The organism is Dyella flagellata (assembly GCF_030160275.1).
GTDB classification, from domain to species: domain Bacteria; phylum Pseudomonadota; class Gammaproteobacteria; order Xanthomonadales; family Rhodanobacteraceae; genus Dyella_B; species Dyella_B flagellata.
The window spans coordinates 36520-51752 of the sequence record NZ_BSOA01000053.1 but is presented as its reverse complement, the minus strand read 5'-3'; the positions used below and the strand labels follow the sequence as shown (position 1 = coordinate 51752).

General features: G+C 60.1%; 11 protein-coding genes and 1 tRNA gene. 5 read left to right on the top strand and 7 right to left on the bottom strand.

Features of this window, described 5'->3' with window-relative positions:
* Nucleotides 1-155 precede the first annotated feature (155 nt).
* Nucleotides 156-3173: an IPT/TIG domain-containing protein gene (locus tag QQJ96_RS23020; RefSeq protein WP_284334381.1), complete on the bottom strand. Its 3018-nt coding sequence runs from the start codon at nucleotides 3171-3173 to the stop codon at nucleotides 156-158.
* Between the two features lie 382 nt (nucleotides 3174-3555).
* Here QQJ96_RS23020 and QQJ96_RS23015 point away from each other — a divergent pair, with 382 nt between their 5' ends.
* Complete coding sequence (locus QQJ96_RS23015; protein WP_284334380.1) at nucleotides 3556-4062, top strand: hypothetical protein; 507 nt, start codon at nucleotides 3556-3558, stop codon at nucleotides 4060-4062.
* A gap of 68 nt (nucleotides 4063-4130) precedes the next feature.
* Here the strand turns inward: QQJ96_RS23015 and QQJ96_RS23010 are convergent, their stop codons facing one another.
* Nucleotides 4131-4262, bottom strand: a complete 132-nt coding sequence (locus tag QQJ96_RS23010) for a hypothetical protein (protein ID WP_284334467.1) — start codon at nucleotides 4260-4262, stop codon at nucleotides 4131-4133.
* Here QQJ96_RS23010 and QQJ96_RS23005 point away from each other — a divergent pair.
* Nucleotides 4212-5153 carry a cytochrome-c peroxidase gene (locus QQJ96_RS23005; protein ID WP_284334462.1) on the top strand — a complete coding sequence of 314 codons (942 nt, stop codon included), beginning with the start codon at nucleotides 4212-4214 and terminating at the stop codon, nucleotides 5151-5153. The two genes, QQJ96_RS23010 and QQJ96_RS23005, sit on opposite strands and share 51 nt — an antisense overlap.
* Before the next feature lie 330 nt (nucleotides 5154-5483).
* Here the strand turns inward: QQJ96_RS23005 and QQJ96_RS23000 are convergent, their stop codons facing one another.
* From QQJ96_RS23000 to QQJ96_RS22990, 3 genes are read right to left on the bottom strand one after another with little or no spacing between them, the layout of a single operon-like run.
* On the bottom strand, nucleotides 5484-8519 hold the full coding sequence (locus QQJ96_RS23000) for an efflux RND transporter permease subunit (RefSeq protein ID WP_284334379.1): 3036 nt from the start codon (nucleotides 8517-8519) through the stop codon (nucleotides 5484-5486).
* On the bottom strand, nucleotides 8516-9646 hold the full coding sequence (locus QQJ96_RS22995; protein WP_284334378.1) for an efflux RND transporter periplasmic adaptor subunit: 1131 nt from the start codon (nucleotides 9644-9646) through the stop codon (nucleotides 8516-8518). Before QQJ96_RS22995 ends, QQJ96_RS23000 begins: the two co-directional genes overlap by 4 nt.
* Entirely contained in the window at nucleotides 9643-11055 is a 1413-nt protein-coding gene (locus tag QQJ96_RS22990; RefSeq protein WP_284334377.1) for a TolC family protein, read from the bottom strand. Before QQJ96_RS22990 ends, QQJ96_RS22995 begins: the two co-directional genes overlap by 4 nt.
* Before the next feature lie 363 nt (nucleotides 11056-11418).
* Here QQJ96_RS22990 and QQJ96_RS22985 point away from each other — a divergent pair, with 363 nt between their 5' ends.
* Nucleotides 11419-13077, top strand: a complete 1659-nt coding sequence (locus QQJ96_RS22985; RefSeq protein ID WP_284334376.1) for an MASE1 domain-containing protein — start codon at nucleotides 11419-11421, stop codon at nucleotides 13075-13077.
* A gap of 11 nt (nucleotides 13078-13088) precedes the next feature.
* Here the strand turns inward: QQJ96_RS22985 and QQJ96_RS22980 are convergent, their stop codons facing one another.
* Nucleotides 13089-13565 carry a hypothetical protein gene (locus QQJ96_RS22980; RefSeq protein ID WP_284334375.1) on the bottom strand — a complete coding sequence of 159 codons (477 nt, stop codon included), beginning with the start codon at nucleotides 13563-13565 and terminating at the stop codon, nucleotides 13089-13091.
* 226 nt (nucleotides 13566-13791) lie between these two features.
* Between QQJ96_RS22980 and QQJ96_RS22975 the strand changes: the two genes are divergently transcribed.
* Together QQJ96_RS22975 and QQJ96_RS22970 are read left to right on the top strand one after the other, a co-directional pair.
* Entirely contained in the window at nucleotides 13792-14445 is a 654-nt protein-coding gene (locus QQJ96_RS22975; protein WP_284334374.1) for a dihydrofolate reductase family protein, read from the top strand.
* A 76-nt stretch (nucleotides 14446-14521) separates the two neighbouring features.
* Nucleotides 14522-14995 (top strand): ASCH domain-containing protein, encoded by a 474-nt coding sequence (locus tag QQJ96_RS22970; RefSeq protein WP_284334373.1) that lies wholly within the window; start codon nucleotides 14522-14524, stop codon nucleotides 14993-14995.
* Between the two features lie 85 nt (nucleotides 14996-15080).
* Here the strand turns inward: QQJ96_RS22970 and QQJ96_RS22965 are convergent.
* Nucleotides 15081-15154 (bottom strand) — tRNA-Cys (locus QQJ96_RS22965).
* Nucleotides 15155-15233 lie beyond the last annotated feature (79 nt).

Genomic DNA, 15233 nt, shown 5'->3' with positions numbered 1-15233 from the left:
GCATTCCCCTTCCCTTTATCCTTTGCCCGAAGTGACTTCACGCTCGTCACCGCGATTGATCTCAATGCATCAAATTGTTATTGCGTGGCGCATCTTCATCACTTCCATGGACAGTGAAGTGATCTTGCCATGCCTCGGAATCAATCAGAGCATCCCTAGGGCGACGAGATCGACAACTGTCCGCTGGCCGGTAAGCCCATTGGGTTATTCACAATCAGTGTATAGGTGCCACTCACCGGCAGATTGGGCAGGCTCATCGAGGGTGCACTATTCGCGTCGAAATAGTTGTAGTAGTTGTTCGGCGTCATCTGCCCCACATCCGGTCGATAAACGCCCACGTACAGCCGCTGCCCCAACGGCGTCGTGGTCACGCCTGTCATGCTCACTGTCACTGACTGACCTGCCGTAGCGTTGAATGTCAGCTGTTCGAATTGACCGCTGCCAAGGGTCACAGACACGGGATTATTGAGCGTTAGCAACGGCCCCATGACAGCAGGCTGCAAGGTTGCATTGAATGACATCGTTCCACCATTGGCGGGTGACACGATGATCGAATAGTTGCCCGCAATCAGGCCCCAAAGCAGTTCCCTGCAACTCGCCCCGGGGGTGGAGCTGTAACACGTGTCACTGACAATCTGGGTGCCCGCCGGGTTATACACACTTATGTTGACGGCACCGGAGCTGCTGCCGTTCGCAACTATATTATTCAAACCCAGTTCGAGGTTGTCGCCGGCATTTGCGCTGAAATTCAGCGCAATGTTCTGACCCGTTACCGTGGTGCTATAGGACTGGCCCGCCGCGCCATTCGGTAAGGTGCCGCCCACTGATCGCACCAGGGACAAACTCCCGCTCGCCGGCAGTCCTAGAGGATTGTTGACAATGAGGGTGTAAGTGCCACTAACCGGCAGGCCAGGCAGATTGATGGTCTGCGTCTGGTTGGCATCGAAATAGGTGTAGTAGTTTTCGGGCGTCATGGTTCCCACATCGGGCCGATAAACGCCCACATAGACGGGCTGTCCGGATGGCGTTGTACTTACGCCTGACATGTTCAACGTCACCGGCTGCCCTGCCGTCGCGTTGAAGGTCAACTGCTCGAACTGACCAGCCCCCAGATTCACCGATACGGGGCTATTGGTCGTTAGCAAAGGCCCCATGACAGGAGGTTGCAACAGGGTACTGAAGGACATGGTTCCGCCATTGGCGGGAGAGACGATGATCGAATAATTGCCAGCGGCCAGCCCCCAGAGAAGCAATCGGCAGCTCGACCCGGGATCAGTGCCGCGACACGTGGCATTACCGTCCTTAACCAGGGTTCCCGCCGAGTTGTAGACATTGACGTTCAACGTCCCGGTGCTATCACCGGCCACAGCGATATGGTTCAAAGCCAGTTCGAGGTTGTCACCCGCATTCGCCGCGAAATTCAAATAGATTCCTTGTCCCGGCGCATTGGCGCTGTAGCTGCGGACGGTCCCATTGGTCGGCAGCGTATCGACCACGGCCGGCACGAGCGTCAACGTTCCACTCATGGGTACCCCAAGAGGTGTGTCTATGCCGATGGTGTACGTACCGCTGGCGGGCAAGCTGGCAATATTGACGACTGGCGTCGCGTTCGCATCGACATAGGTGTAGAAGTTGTTGGGCGTCATCACCGCCGTATTCGGGCTGTAGATAGCGACGTACGCCGATTGCCCCGCCGGCGTTGTGCTCAAGTTGGACATCATCAACGTCACCGGTTGGCCGGCGGTGGCATTGAAGGTCACGTACTCGAATTGGCCCGTGCCGAGATTGATCGGGGTACTCGGGGCATTGGCGGTAAGCAAGGGGCCTGTCACCGGCGGGTACAGCGTCATATTGAACGACATGACGCCACCGATGTCCGGCACGATGACCAATGACCACGTCCCGCCCGCCGCCATGCCCCATAGATAGTCCCGGCAACTGGCCGGTTTGCATTGCGTCAGATTGACCTGGGCGCCGGTGGCGTCGTACGTGTAGACGTCCACTTCGCTGCTGCCGCCACCAGTCACGGTGATATTGCTGAGCGCAAACTCCAGGCTGACACCCGACATCATCGTGGACGGGACGAGCAGGCGTTTGCTCTGCCCGGACGTGGTGGTGGCGATCGTAATGGCGCTGGGGGCCACCAGCGTTGCGTCGGCCTCCACCCCCAGCGCCATCTGCGTACTGCCGCCGTTCGACTGGACGATAACCAGATAACTCGCACCCGCCGTGAGATGCGGCATATGGATCGACGGCGAAACCGACGAGATCGAGCCCTGCTGAACCACACCATTGCCGGGTGCATACACCGTGTAACCGATGGAGGTGGCGGACGAGTTGATGCCACTGGCTTGAAGACTCGCCCAGCCGCCTTGCGGCGCCGTGAACACAACGGCCCCCATCTGAGCGGCAGCGCCGATGTTGAGATTGACGCTACTGCCGTTCACGGTGGCAACGCCACTGCTCACGACATTGGAGGCGCTGACGCTGGGCGGCAACACACCGACCGGTGTCGGGCTGATAGCGGAGCCATAAGGCGTCGTGACGGTGACGTAGCCCGTGACGGCATGGTTGGGTATCGCAAATTGCAGTTGGGTGTCCGACGCGACGGCAAAGGCCGAGATCGCTTGTCCGCCTATCTGCGCCGCGGCATCTCCCGCCACGGGGTCGAGATGAGTGCCCACTACGGTGACCGTGCCACCCACGGCTGCCACCGCCGGGCTGACCTGGGTGATGACGGGCGGCAAGCCGGTATCGTCGATTACGAACGGTGCTGGACTCGTTGCCGTCTGGGTACCGACCGTGACACTGATGGGGCCTGACGTGGCGCCACTGGGAACTGTTGTCACCAATTGCGTCGTTGAGGCGGATAGGATGCTTGCTACGGTTCCATTGAAGCTGACCGTGTCATTCGCCGCATTGCTGTTGAACCCTTGCCCTTGGAGCGTGACCTGCGTTGCGGCTTCGCCGTGAGCGGGTGAAAAAGCAAAGATAGCCAGCTGCCCTGGCGAAAGCGGGGCGCTGACCTGGCTGGTGTGGCCAAGCGTGTTGTAGCTGTATTGGACGCTGGTGCCGTTGCTCGCGGTAACCGCGACGACCCGTCCATTGGCGTCATAGACGTAATGGGTGGATTGTGCGCCGGCTTCGCCAAGGCCGAGCACGACGCTGCACATCAGCCAAAAGCCCCACAGCAGCAGATGTCGCCCTGTTCGGCATCGCCCCCTCAAGCCAGCTTCTCGGGTTTGGCCCTTGACTGCTCCGCAGTGCTGCGACTCCATACGCACGTCCCTTATGCCGTTCGCTCATGAACGGCTGGCTTGATATCACGCGTGATGCCCGTGTCTGGGCTTTCCCTTGCCCGCGTCACATCGAACGTAACACGGGCATGATGTTGTATATACCATCACAAATTGGCGTGACGATTTTGTGAAGGCATCGACAGTAGCCACGGCATCCATCCATGGGTTTTAATGCCCGCCGGAAGTGTGTGAAGACGAATGGACTCGATCGCGGGTCCCTTCACAGGGGTAGCGTTATTTCTTTACGAGGGAACCCATGATTCGGTCAGGATGGATGATCTGCGTAGGCGGACTGGCCTTGGCTTTGGCGGGATGCAACCATCCGGCCTCTACAGGTGACACTTCGAACACGGCCGCGTCAACGCCAGCAGGCCCCGCTAAGCCGGCGGCCACCGCGGACGAAAACACCTGGGGCAATTATCTTGCCAAGCAAGGCAAGCTGCATGGCAAGGATGTCGGCATGAAGCCCTATATCTATGTCATCCCAGGCGGCGACAGCGTGGCGGCCAATGGTCGGCGCCAGAACGAAAGCGATTCGATCGTCCATGGCATCGGCCCCATCCTGATGCCTGGCGGCATGCTGATCCTGGGTGGTCCGGATGCCAAGCAAACGACGGTGTTCATCACGAACCTGTCCAAGCAAGTCAAGACCGAAGCCATGAAGGGCATCGTTGTCATGGTGGTAAGCGATGCTTCCGAGCAAGCGGCCGATGCGGCGGCGCTCAAGTCCAGCGGCGCGACTGTGCGTTTTGTGACCATGTAATTCAACCAGGCAGTCAGGACACGCCTTTGTTGGAGTCGCCGACATCACGCTTATTCCGCCGCATAGGGCTAATCGCCCTGTTCGGCGGTCTGGTCGTGGGCGCAGTTGTTGTCGGTCATCAATCCGGGCGGCAGCCGGATACGCAAGTACTGCTCGCCCAACGCATCGCCCTGGGCAAACAGCTCTTCAACGATTCCCATCTCAGTGCCGATGGCAAAGTCCGCTGTGCGTCGTGCCACATGCCCGAAAAAGACTATACGGATGGGCGACAGGTGGCGGTTGGCGTGGAAGGACGCACGGGTACGCGCAATACGCCGAGCTTGATGACGCTTGCGGATGCGCAGGAAACGGCCTTTTTTTGGGATGGCCGGCGTAGCGCCTTGGATCAGGCCGTGATGGACCCGCTGACCAATCCGGTGGAGATGGGATTGCATGACCAAGCTCAATTACTTGAGCGCGTGCAGGGAGACCCGGCCTACGCGCAAGCTTTTAAGCAGGCATTTCCTGACGCCAAGCCCGCCATCTCTTCCGAACACATGGCCGCCGCGTTGGCGGCCTATGTTCGGTCATTGAGATCGCCAGAGAGCGCCTACGATCGCTACGCCGCGCGTCACGACAAAACACAGCTAAGTCCACGCGCGCTATTAGGTCTTGCCATCTTCCAAGGCAAAGGACACTGTGCCGAATGCCATCGATTGGAAGGCACGCCCGCGATGCTGACAGACCATGCCTACCATCGCACGGGTGTGGGCCTCGATGCCATCACTGCAAACCTGCCTGCTCTTACTGAAGATGTGATCAAGCGTTCCCTGCAAGGTGGTGCCCTTGGCAATCGCGTCGCCACCCATGCGGATGAAGCGCAACTGGGTCGCTTCAATATCACCCAGGACCCTGCTGATATCGGCCTGTTTCGAACGCCATCCCTACGCGACGTGTCGCATACGGCACCCTACATGCACGATGGGAGCGTGGCGACGCTGGATGATGCGATCGATCGCGAGGTTTACTATCGCAGCCTGCAGGCGGGTCATCCGTTGCAGCTCACTGTCGAGGAAAGGGAAGACTTGAAGTCCTTCCTCCAGGCCCTCTAATGGCACTGATGACGAGTGAGGAAATATCCAAACCCGCAGAAACTCGTCTTTAAACGATCCGCAGCGAGCGATTAGCGGAAGATCTGCCCGGATACATCAGCGCATGCGTAGGCTGGGATGCCAATCCCAGCTTCGCGATCTTCTCAGCATGGCAATGCTGGGATTTTCATCCCAGCCTACGTCAACGTTTGCGCATCAGCGCGCCATACAAAGCCAGCGGCACCTGCAGCAGCAGGTCGGATGCATCGACGCATACGTAGGCTGGGATGCCAATCCCAGCTCCGCGATCTTCTCAGCATGGCAATGCTGGGATTGGCATCCCAGCCTACGTCAACGTTTGCGCATCAGTGCGCCGTACAAAGCTGGCATCACCAGCAACACCAGCGGCACCTGCAGCAACAGGCCGGAGATGATGGCCACGGCCAGCGGCTGTTGCATCTGCGAGCCGGAGCCGATGGCCAGGGCCAGCGGCAACAGGGTGAGGATCGCCGCCATGGTCGACATCAGGATCGGCCGCATGCGGTGGCGGGCCGCTTCCAGCAAGGCCTCATGCAACGGCATCTTTCCTGCGACTTCCTCCAACTCGGAGAAATAGAAGATCGCCACTTCCGTCACGATGCCCACGATCATGGTCATGCCCATCATCGCGGAGATGTTCAGCTCGATGCCGGTCAGCCACAGGCCGATGAACACTGCGCCGATCGCCAGCAAGGGCATCAGCATGATCACCAGCGCCGCGCGAAAGCTCTCGTAGAGGAACAACAGCAACGTAAACACCAGGGCGATGGCGGCTAGCAGCACCACGGTCAAGCCTTTGAAAGCTTCCTGTTGCTGCTGGTACAAGCCGCCCAACTGGTAGTACATACCTTTAGGCAACATGCCTTGCTTGGCCAGCATCACTTTCACGTCGTTGATCACCGAGCCCATGCTGCGCCCGCTGATACGACCGGTGACGGCCACCATGCGCTTCAAATCGTTGCGGGTGATTTCCGGTTGTCCTTGCGCGATCTCAAGCTTGGCGATCTGCGATAACGGCAGCAAATGGCCGTCCGCGGCACGAATGGGCAGCGCCGAAACCTGTTCCAGCCGCTTATAGGCGGAAGTCGGCAAACGTACGCGCACGCCTACCATCTTGCCGTCCGTGGGCAGTTGCGTGGCGATAGTACCTTCGATTGCCGCGTTGACCTGATCCGTCACCGCCTGGGGATCGAGCCCTTGCAAGGCCGCCTTGGCCGGGTCTACGGTCATGACCAAGGCATCGCCGGCCGGGTTGATGCCCGGCAGCACGCCGTTGACGCCACTGATCTTGCCTAGCGCGTCGGCGACTTTCTGCGCGGTATCGTTGAGTTCTTCGGGGTTGTCGCTGTACAGCTGGATCTCGATCGGCTGCGGCACGGACACCAGGTCGCCGATCATGTCTTCCATCAGCTGTGACACTTCCACATCGAGGCCCGGCACTTTCTTTTCCACTTCCTGGCGAATGTCGTTCATCACCTCTTCGGTGGAAGGACGCGAGCCCGTCTTCAGGCGAATGAAAATATCGCCCGTATTAGCTTCGGTCAGCGCGTCGCCAAGCTGCAAGCCGGTGCGGCGCGAATAGGTATCCACGTAGGGATTGGCGCGGATGATCGCTTCGACCTGGGTAAGCAGCCGTCCGGTTTCTTCCAGCGAGGTGCCTGGCTTGGAGATGTAGTCGAAGGTGAAGCCGCCTTCATCCATGGCCGGCATGAACCCGGTGCCGACCTGGCTGAACGCCAATGCGCCGACGCCAATCAAGGGCAGCACCAGCGCCAGGATCCAAATGGGCCGCTGCAACCAGCGCTTGAGCACGCTTTCATAACGCTGCTTGACCTGCTGTGTGGCACGGCCGCCCGAATGATCGGCGCTATGGCGCTGGTCCAGCAACCGCTCCGACAGCAACGGCACCACGATCCAGGTCAGCAGATAGGAAATCACCAAGGCGCTGGCCATGGTCAGCGACAAGGCCTTGAAGAACGCGCCGGTGACGCCGGTGAGGAACGCCAGTGGCACAAAGATCACCACGGTCGCCGCGCTGGAACCGGTCAACGGACGGGTGAACTCCCACGCCGCACGCCCGATCCGCGCACTCACGTCGCCGTCTGCGCCTTGCAGTCGGCGCATGATGTGTTCCTGCATCACGATCACGTCGTCGATGATCAGGCCTACCGCCGCCGCCATGCCGCCGAGCGTCATCATGTTGAAGCTCATGCCCAGCACGTGCAGCAGCAACACGGTGATCGCCAGTACCGACGGCACCACCAACATGGCAACAAAAATCACGCGCGTATTGCGTAGGAACAGGAACAGCACCAGGCCGGCGAGCACGATGCCGATCAGGATGGCATCGCGCACGCTGCCGGCCGCACCGGTGACGAGTTGCGATTGGTCGTACCAGTTGGCGACCTGCACGCCGGCCGGCATCTGCGGCGCGTAATCCTGCAGGCGCTGCTTGACGTCGCGCGCGATCTGCACGCTGTTGCCATCAGGTTGCTGCAGGATCTGGATCAACACTGCATCCTGGCCATCCGCCGTTACGCGAATCCATTGCGGTACATGGCTGAGCGTGACGTCGGCAATATCGCCCAGGCGCACGATGCCATGGCTATCGGCGCGCACTACCACCTGGCGTAGCGTTTCTACTGTGCGCGGCTGGTTCTGCGCCAGCAGCAAATAGAGCTTGTAGTGATCGGAGACGTGCCCCATCGCTTCGATGGTCGCCGCATGGCTGACGGCGGTGGCCACGTCGGTGAGGCTCAGATCCTGCGCGCGCAGGCGGCTGGGATCCACGTCCGCATGGAATTCGGCTACTTCCCCGCCCTGCACTTGTACGCGCGCAACGCCGGCGATGCCGCTGAGCAAAGGTCGCAACTGATACTGCGCCAGGTCGTACAAGGCACTCGGTGACAAGGTGTGCGAGCGCAGGCTGTAGGCCAGCATCGGATACGAACTGGGATCCATGCGGCGCGTGGTGAGCTGCGTCCCCGCCGGCAACTCGGGCAACACCTGGCTGGCCGCCGCGCTGACGTCGCCAAACGCACGACTCATGTCCGTGCCCCAGTCGAACGTGATCGAAACATCCGCACTGCCACGGCTGGTGGTGGAGCGGATGTTGCGTACGCCCGGCACCCGACGCAGTGCAGTTTCGATCGGCGTAGTTACCGCGATCGCCATCTGGTCAGCGGGGCGATCGCCGGCATCCAGCGAAAGCACGATGCGCGGGAATTGCACGTTGGGAAACATGGATACCGGCATGAACACTGCGCTGCCGATGCCGCCAATCGCCAACATAACCACCAGGAAAAGCAGCGAACGCCAATGTCGCTGGATCCACCCCACATTGTTCACTTGGCCGACTCCTGCTTGTCCTTGGCCGTATCCTCGTCCTTGCTGGAATCTCCCTTGGCGGGCTCGTCGTGTTCGCGCACGGCGTCGCCATCGTCCAGCTCGTAATTGCCGCTCACGATCACCTGCATCTTGGCATCGAGCGGACCTTGCACGCCGACCGTATCGCCGTCCGGATGTTTCAACGTGACATCGATACGCTTGGCCTTGTCCTTGTCCACCACAAACACATAAGCGCCCTTGTCATCCTGCAGCACGGCCGCGCGCGGCAGCGCCCAGGCGGTGTAGTTGGTGGTGTCGATGCTTGCCTGCACAGCCGCACCGGCCACCAGCACGTTGCTCGCTTCCGCCGGCAAGCTGACTTGCAGCGGCAGCAAATGGGTTTGCGCATCGATCGCGCGCCCGACCACATCGAGCCGGCCATGCAAAGCTTCACCACTGCCATAGGCGCTTTGCACGGTCACCGGCATGCCTGGCTTCAAGTGCGCGCCCTCTTCCGGCTGCGCGCCAAGGCGCGCGATCAGTGCCTGGGCCGGCGCGAAGCTCATCAAGGCCGTACCGGCCTGGAAGCGATCGCCGAGGTTGACGTTGAGGGCGGTTATTACACCCTCCGCAGGTGCATTGACGGTTTCTTCGGTCGTGCCGCCGCCCAGTGCGCGCTGTGCTTCGAGCCCGGCCTTGGCATCGTCCAACGCCTTGCGTGCCGTAGCCATCTGCGATTGCGTGGCCAAATGCTGGGCCGCCATCTGCTCGGTGCGCTTGAGTTCGCCGGTGGCAAGTTCAAGTGCGCTTTGCGCTTGCAGGAACGCGTTGCGAGCCACCGGGTCGGGGGCAATGCGCAGCAAGGGCTGCCCGCGCTGTACCGTTTGTCCACCAGCCACCAGCAAGCCGGTCACTTGGCCGCCGTGTCCCAGGCTGATGGTACCGGCGCGATGCGGATCGCCCGCGGCCGTACCCCAGGCCTGGATGGTGTCGTGGAAGGTCTGGCTGGCCGGCGCTGTGGTGGTGACCAGCACACTGCCCTTCACCTCTGGCGCCTCATCGTCATCGGCGCCGCCTTTGCCGCAACCGGCGAGTGCAGCAAGCATCAGGGCCGCGAGCGCGGCACGCGTAAGAGCAGATCGATTCATGGTTGGGAGGCGGCTACGGAAGTGGGTTGGAGGTCGGTACTGCCTAGCAAGGCTTCCAGCGCGATCGCCTGCTGTGATTGCTGATCACGTGCGGCGATGTAATCCATATCCGCGCTTAGCGCATTGGCGCGTATGGACAAATAGGTCGGCCAATCAAGCAGGCCTTTCTGCCACGCGCTTTCGGCGGCGCTGCGCGCCTGGTCCAGACGCTTGGATTGCGCTTGCGACTGCTCGCGCTGCCTGGCCAGTGTGTCCTGGTCGAGCTGCAACTGGCGGATGTCGTTGCGCGTGCTCAGCACGCGGTTTTCGTAGTCATCCTTGAGCTGCTGCCGCGTCGCCTTTTCAATCTTGATGTTGCCGCGGTTGCGGTCGAACAGCGGCAAGGTAAAACCGATATTGATGCCGTGCGAACCGACGCCCGAGTTATCGCTTTGGCGATCGACGCCGAAAGTCAGCGCGGGGAACTGCGCGCGAATTGCGCCACGCAGAGTGGCCTCTTGCGATTTGTAGCCGGCCTGCAAGGCCAGCAGGTCCGGACGCCGCTGCGGCAGGCTGGCCAGCGCGACTTCCACTTGGTCGGGTGTCGGCGAAGCCTGGAAGGGCTCCCCGATCAGGTCCAGCGAGGCATCCGGCACCAGGCCGAGCAGCAAGCGCAGATCGTGTTCGGCCTGGTGCAATTGCACCGTGTTATCGGACAGCCGCTTGGTCGCATCGGCATAGGCATTGAGGCCGGCACTGGCGGCATCAAAGGTGAGGTTGCCCTGCTGCAGAGCCTGGCGCACATAACCGTCCACCGGCTTCAACGCGGCCTGCTCCGCGGCAAGCTGTTGCTGCTGTTCCCGCAGGGACACGATCTGGTTGAACAGCTGCCGCGCCTGGGCAATCGTCTGCCACTCCGCCCACAGCAGGTCCAGGTTTACCTGTTCGGCCTGCGCATTGGCCGCCGCCTTGCGGGTGGAACGCAGCAGCAGGCTGGTGATGTCCTCGCTGATGCCGTAGGCGGACGAGGTCCGGAAACCCGGAATGGGATGGGTGAGGTATTCCTGGTTGAGCGAGATCTGCGGATCCGGCAGCAAGCCGGCCTGGAAGGCCTGGGCCTTCGCCACGCCCAGCTGGTCGCGCATCACCTTCAAGTCCGGGCTGTTGGCAACCGCCAGGATCGCCACGTCGGTGACGTCCATCCCATGGGAGAGATCAAACGGGTGGGAGCGTAGCGCCGGCAGCGGCATGGTCGAAGTGTCGACAGAGAGGTGCGCGACGTCCTTGGCCCCCTGCCCCTCGCCCAGCGGCAAAGGCGAGTAGGTTGCACAGCCGGTGAGGGCTACCGCGCTTGCCAGCATGCCTAGCCGCAGTACCTGGGCCAGAGGCAATGCCCGGCCATCTGGCGAATCCTTACGAAGCAGCCGCACCTGCATTCTCCACCGTGGGTTCTTGGTTCGGCACCCAGGCTAGCTGCCTTGGCTTAGCTGACACTTTGGGTTGCCTTAAAGCCCTTTAAGTGTGCTAACCGGCCTTTGCATTCTCAAGGCTCCGGCCATGCGGCCGATAGCGAGTCAAGGCGTGCGGCCAACCGCCGCGGACTCGCCTTTTCGTAAAAATTCGTACCTGGACCCGAGTCTGCTCCATTAATATGGCACCCGATTGTCCGATTCTTGACCCTGCTCACACAGACTTCACAGCCGGCATAGTCTTATTCTTAGGTTAATCTGGCGGGAATGTGTTTGTGCAAGGACGCCTACATCTTGGGGATTTTCTTTAGCGGGGGAGAACGCATGGGGAAGCGCTGGTGGGCTAATGACTGGCTACTGCAGTTGGGGGTTGCGGTCGGCTACGGGCTTCTATATCTCTCGATACATCCATTTTTATCCACTGCGCATTGGCCGATTCATGCCGGCATACGCTTGGCCTGCCTCCTCTTGACGCCCTATCGGTTTTGGCCTGCGCTTTTTGTTGGCGAAGCGCTGCCCAATGCGTACGAAGTACTCCCCTGCACAGAACTTGGTCAGGCGTGGATCGCTTTTCGGTGCATCCCACCTTTTGCCGTAGCCATGCCCATCGTATGGTGGTGCCGTAGCAAGTTTCCGCCGCTTCCTTCCAAGTCGGAACACGTGGTGGACATAAAGGCGCTGCTCGCATGCATCCTGCTTGTCTCGCTGGGTAGTATGGCGTACAGCTGGACCGCCGCCTCCTTGGCAAAAACGGTACAAGGTCCGTTTGCCCCCGCGTCATGGCTGGTGGATTTTTTCCTAGGCCCTTATCTAGCCATCGTCTCCATCGTGCCATGGGTATTGATGGCATGGCTTGATTCACGGCCAGGCCACTTGCGCGAACAGATCCACAAAATACTGAGCAGCCGTTTGACGCTCGATACGGCAACGCTGCTGATTCCATCGATCTGCCTTCTTGCTTGGCTAAACCAGACAGGCAACGATCAAACCCGCCTCATAGCAACCATAGCCATGGCTTTACCGATGGCATGGCTGACGCTGAAACATGGCTGGCGAGCTGTAGCCATAAGCGGCCCTCTTGTTATCGCCTGCATCTCCGTCTCGCTTACTTCAGAAGAGGCTCCGAATAGCCAGCTCTACACGGCAATGGCGTTTTTGACCATTACCGTTACATCCTTGTTTGTGCTGGGAGCACGTATCAGCGTCCAGCTTGCGAAAGAAGAAGAAGAGCGGCTTAGCTTGCTTAATGTGCAACGCGTTGCAAGGCAGAGTCTCCAGCTTAGCGAGCAGCGGATGCGGCACACATCCCAGGCGTTGGAATACCTTGCGGGAACCTTGCACATCACCAACAGCCGCTTGCTTGAGCAGATGCGGCGTATTGTGCCTAACATCGAAAGCCATGCCTTCTACAAACAAGCGTTGAACACGCAGAGCCAGGTGTATCGCCTCGCCGAAAACATGCATCCCGTGGCATGGCGCGAACGCGGATTGCCGGCTGCCTTGAATGAAACGGTTGCTCGTGCGCTCGATGAAGCCGGCATCGCCTATCGCTGCGAGATCAGCGGCCGCGGATTCAGTCGACTGAATCCGGCTGTGCTCACCGCCACTTATCGAACGGCTTGCGAAGCTGTGGTCTATGTGACCTCCAGGCTCGCCTGCACCCGCGTTAGCCTGGTGCTTCGCGGAGGAGAAACTAACGGAAAACGCTGGATCGTGCTCCGCGTAGAAGGCGTGCTGGAAGAAACCGGTGTTGCCAATGCGGTTTTTCACTCGGAAGAGCGCAAACTCCTGGCGGCCAAACTAGGTGCAAGCACCTTGGACATCCCGGAAATACGGGACCATGTGCGCATCTTCGATGGCTTGCTACATATGCGCATACCCGGGGATCGGCTCCAGCTAACCGCAATGCTGCATGATGCGGTCCAGGAGGAGCAAAGGGAGATCTCTCGCTTTGCTCCCCCCTTGCGGCTGTGGGTGAAGTAATCCCTACCTAGTCAAGCACCTCCATTGCCGCTGCATGACGCGGTAGGACAGGATTTAATGCTCATCACATTGAACTGCGTCGCCCCACTGGTTTGGGGCGTGGCCGTCACCGTAGTTGCGCTGTCTTGATAGACCGTCTCCGTCGAAACCGCACTGGATGACGTCGACGCAGGCGCGTTCGCCGCAGGCGTCACTACATTCTGAGCATCCACACCCACTGGCAATACGATCGACGTACCGCTGGCGGTACCCACGGCGGCGTGCACCGTGCCATTCAGATCGTTGACCTGGATGTACTTGATGCCATTCAACACGAACACGTACACGTGCCAATTCGGACTGGCACTTACGTCCGTAGCATTCGGCCAGGATTGACCCAATCCAGTCGCCGGTGCGGCGGTCTGGGCAAAGGCCATGGAGGAAAAGCAAAACGCAGTCAGACCGGCGAGTGCTGCTTTACGAACGAGACTTCCTTGGATACGGGACATGGGACTTCCCCTGCTGATGGTAGTTCGCCTACCGGAAGCCGAAATGTAGCAGGGACTCGCGTGCAGGCTGGGGAATTTTTCAGCACGACCGATCCGCGATTCAGCAGCGCGATAAAAGCACCCGACCATTCACGTTTCCTTTACCGCCTATTCTTGCGGCAATGCCCCCTTGAATCGTGGCAAGCTTTAACAACCACCCACGACCTCGACCCTCAGCGAGATTTCCATGCCCCAACTTCGTGTGCAAAGTTTTGCGGTATCTCTCGACGGCTACGGTGCCGGCACCGACCAGAACCTGGACCATCCACTGGGCGTGCGCGGCCCCGAACTCATGGAATGGTTCTTCCACACGCGCCTGTGGCAGCGCATGCAAGGTCAGGAAGGCGGAGAAACCGACGTAGATAACGACATCGCCGAACAAGGCTTCTCCAACATCGGCGCATGGATCCTCGGCCGCAATATGTTCGGCCCGATCCGCGGCCCGTGGCCGGACGAAAGCTGGCGAGGCTGGTGGGGCGAAGAACCGCCGTATCACACGCCAGTGTTTGTGCTGACACACCACCCGCGCGCGCCGCTGAAAATGGCCGGCGGTACGGAATTCGTCTTCGTGACTGAAGGCATCCATGCGGCACTCAAGCTGGCCATGGACGCAGCAGGCGGTCGCGACGTCCGCCTGGGCGGTGGCGTATCCACCGTTCGCCAGTATCTGCAAGCCGGCTTGATCGATGAATTGCACCTGGCCGTTCGGCCCGTCCTGCTCGGCGCAGGCGAAAACCTCTGGCACGGCCTGGACATGCGCGCCCTGGGCTACGAATGCACGAAACATGTGGCCGGCAAACGCGCGATGCATGTCTTCCTGAGCAAACGTAGGCTGGGATGACAATCCCAGCTTCGATGCCGGCTTCCTGATGCCGGGATTGTCATCCCAGCCTACGGTCTAACGAGCATTTCGCCCCATGTCGCTCGCCTTTACTCTTGATGAAGTTCTCGAAAAACTTGGGCAGCTGGGCATCACCCACCAGCCTGATCGCGTACGCATGGATGGCTATGGCGACTCGGATGAACTTTCGCAAGAGCTGTTAGCCCTCATCCACAACGGCAAAAAACGCGCAAATGCCAGTCTCGCCTGGTCGTATGAGCATGATCATGACTCCCTTCCGCAAGCGGGTGACATCGAAATCGTGGTCGATCATTTGGGCAACGCGTCGCTCATCACCCGGATCGTCAGTGTCGATGTCATGCCCTACTCCGCGGTCACCGATGAACACGCTCTCGTTGAAGGCGAAGGCGATGGCTCTCTTCAATACTGGCGCCAAGCGCACTGGGCGTTCTTTTCTCGCGAATGCGAACGTATTGGGAGGAAACCGAGTGAGGCGATGCCCGTCGTTTGCGTGACCTTCGAGGTCATAGCCGGATCACTGGGTCCGTGACTTCAGCCAGTCGATGCAATCCATCACAAAGTTCCCCTACCCCACAAAGAAAAAGCGCCATGAAGGCGCTTTTCAGTACACGCATTGGAGGCCAGGGTCGGAATCGAACCGGCGTACACGGCTTTGCAGGCCGCTGCATGACCACTCTGCCACCTGGCCAATGCGTGGAACCGCAACCTTAGCAGGTCTTGGGTCCGCTTTAAAAAACAAAACCTCGGCTCACCGAGGTTTTGCTTGA

Bases quoted from the DNA above. Each gene is read 5' to 3' on its own strand.
- QQJ96_RS23020 (WP_284334381.1), bottom strand. From the start codon at position 3,173: ATGTGCAGCGTCGTGCTCGGCCTTGGCGAAGCCGGCGCACAATCCACC.
- QQJ96_RS23015 (WP_284334380.1), top strand. From the start codon at position 3,556: ATGATTCGGTCAGGATGGATGATCTGCGTAGGCGGACTGGCCTTGGCT.
- QQJ96_RS23010 (WP_284334467.1), bottom strand. From the start codon at position 4,262: ATGGGAATCGTTGAAGAGCTGTTTGCCCAGGGCGATGCGTTGGGCGAG.
- QQJ96_RS22995 (WP_284334378.1), bottom strand. From the start codon at position 9,646: ATGAATCGATCTGCTCTTACGCGTGCCGCGCTCGCGGCCCTGATGCTT.
- QQJ96_RS22985 (WP_284334376.1), top strand. From the start codon at position 11,419: ATGGGGAAGCGCTGGTGGGCTAATGACTGGCTACTGCAGTTGGGGGTT.
- QQJ96_RS22980 (WP_284334375.1), bottom strand. From the start codon at position 13,565: ATGTCCCGTATCCAAGGAAGTCTCGTTCGTAAAGCAGCACTCGCCGGT.
- QQJ96_RS22975 (WP_284334374.1), top strand. From the start codon at position 13,792: ATGCCCCAACTTCGTGTGCAAAGTTTTGCGGTATCTCTCGACGGCTAC.
- QQJ96_RS22970 (WP_284334373.1), top strand. From the start codon at position 14,522: ATGTCGCTCGCCTTTACTCTTGATGAAGTTCTCGAAAAACTTGGGCAG.